This window comes from Ruegeria sp. O5, from assembly GCF_056535105.1.
Genome location: NZ_JBQERN010000044.1, coordinates 1 through 2,402, shown reverse-complemented (window position 1 = coordinate 2,402; position 2,402 = coordinate 1). Strand labels below are relative to the sequence as shown.

Genomic DNA, 2,402 nt, shown 5'->3' with positions numbered 1-2,402 from the left:
TGATCATTTTTGTTGGGTGCCTTCTTTTTCGAGGCGCTTTGGGTCAAGTGAAGCCAGTGACCGCCAATTTGACAGAATTGCACCCTAATAATGTGCAGTTAACTGCAAACTGTCGGGGCGATACCTTTCTATTTCAGGTTACCATAACCAGTCCGCACAGGACATTCTGTTATTAGCACTGCCGCCGCTCCGAAACCATCCTTACACCGAGACGAAACCTCTGACTCAAGGGCGGTATGGAGCGACAAAAACGGTCTATATTCGTGATAATTTGTGCTCCATTCTGGTTTTATTTTGGTAAAATGTATCAATTCGTTTGCTCGGTCAAGAAAAAGCAACAAAAAGCCACACGATCGCAAATCGTTTTAACTTTGGGGCACAGGCAGTGCACTGGAGGAGTTTCATCCAATCGAAAAACCGCTGAATTGCGCCGGGTACTCTGGAAGCTTCGATCCCTGGATAGGGTGAGGCCAAGGTAAAAAACAGCAAACAAACATCCTTTTGGAGCCCACAAACGTGCGGCGGGAGCCGGACAGCCAAGAGTGGTAAAATTCTGGTGCGAACCTTTTCAGTGCAGGAAACGTTCATGACTATTCGCACATGCCCTTCACCTTGATGAACATCTGGCCCGTTTCATAGCCGTTTTCACATGGTCCCTTTCGCCTTTGCGTAGCTTCACATTGTAAAAGACTCATCAAGAAGCCGACCCCGAAATCGGCGAACATTGGTTAATGTGGCCGATTACTCGAACTCTTCAAACGTCTCTCTGACAACATCATCCACGGTCACGGCCCGCAATCTGCTGCCATCGTTGTCGCAGGCATCCTCTAAGGCTTGCCAAAGATGGTCCATTTGCAAAAATGGTTGAAAGCTCGTGCCGGCAGATCTCAATGCGGCGGAAATTCTGGGGCGTAAAGTGTCTGATGCATAGGTTCTGTTGGCTAATTTTCTTCATAACCCTGACGGGGTGCGCGGCGAAAACCTACAATGAAATTGACATCATGCCTTCGCCAACGGTCTTTGCCAATGGCACGCTTGACCCGTTCGGGGATGTGACCGAGGGCAATTTTGAGGCGCGGACGCGTCTGTTTTACGCAACCGACCGCCAGCCTGCGGAACCGGACGACCCACAGAAAAGCTACAATAACGCACGGGGGCACGTGTTGCGGGCGGGTGTCGCGCAGGTTGCGTCGGACCCGCCGCTTGAAAGCTGGGAAAACGCAAGGCGCATCACGCTCGCCGCGGCGCGGGATCGGGACTATAGGCTACGTGTGGCGGGCGTGACCGAGACCGGCATTCTGCCGTTCAGCGCAATCAAATACATGGATACGCCACCCAGCCGTGCCGAGGTCGAATCTGCCGGTCGCCGTTTTGCGTCACAAATCAATGCGCAATTGGCGCAATCGGCCAACAACGACATTTTCATTTACATCCACGGCTATAATGTGGACTTCGACTATTCCACCCTGGTCTCAAGCCAGTTGCAGCATTTCCTGGGCTATCAGGGCGCTTTCATCAGTTACAATTGGACAGCAACCCCAAGTACGCTGGCCTATTTCCGCGATCAGGAATCGGCGCTGGCCTCGCGACGCTATCTGCGCGAGCTGATTGCCTTTCTTTCGACTCATACCGATGCCCGTCGCATTCACCTGATCGGCTACAGCGCCGGGACTAGGCTGGCCTTTGATGCCGCTTATCAAATCGCGTTGGGAGCCGAGGAAAATGCGCGGTTGGGCAAACTCATCCTGATCGGCAGCGACCTAGACCGCGCTTATTTCCTTCATGCTATCGAGGACGGTCTTCTCGATGCGGTTACGGACCTGACGATCTATCAGTCGCAAACGGATTCCGCGCTGGCGATGTCTAGGTTTGTCTTTGGCCGCAAGCGCGTCGGAGAGACCTCGCCGCCCGGCGAAGCAGTGCCTGCGGTGCAAGCGGAACTGGCCCGGACCCCAAGGCTGCATGTCATCGACGTGACGGATGCCGAAGAGGCGGGCACTGGCAACGGGCATTGGTACTTCCGGTCTTCACCATGGGCCAGCAGCGATCTTTTCCTGTCATTGCTGACCAACAAAGACCCCGCCGCGCGCGGACTGGTGCGCGCACCCGGCGAAGTCATCTGGCGTTTTCCAGACGATTATCCGCAAAGGATCAGGGAATTGGGGCGTTTGTACTGAAGGAAAGGAACCGTCTGGTTATCCCCGTCTATTCTCTATTCTGATCAGCTTGCCACACGAGGCTCCCTCGGATCACATCGAAACTCTTATGTAAGGTCATCCATAGGTCAGACTTATGACGTTGAAGGTATAATCGATTTTTCTTGGCATATTAATCTGTCAAGATACCATTGCTCAAATGTGAATTTTACGCCGCGCAAGAATGGCGAACCTGTCAAACAATTC

Annotated in this window: 1 protein-coding gene; it reads left to right on the top strand. The window is 53.0% G+C overall.

Going from position 1 to position 2,402, the window contains the following annotated elements; genetic code table 11:
• Positions 1–1,001: 1,001 nt before the first annotated feature.
• Positions 1,002–2,177: an alpha/beta hydrolase gene (locus tag ACR0M3_RS19980; RefSeq protein WP_480774596.1), complete on the top strand. Its 1,176-nt coding sequence runs from the start codon at positions 1,002–1,004 to the stop codon at positions 2,175–2,177.
• Positions 2,178–2,402 lie beyond the last annotated feature (225 nt).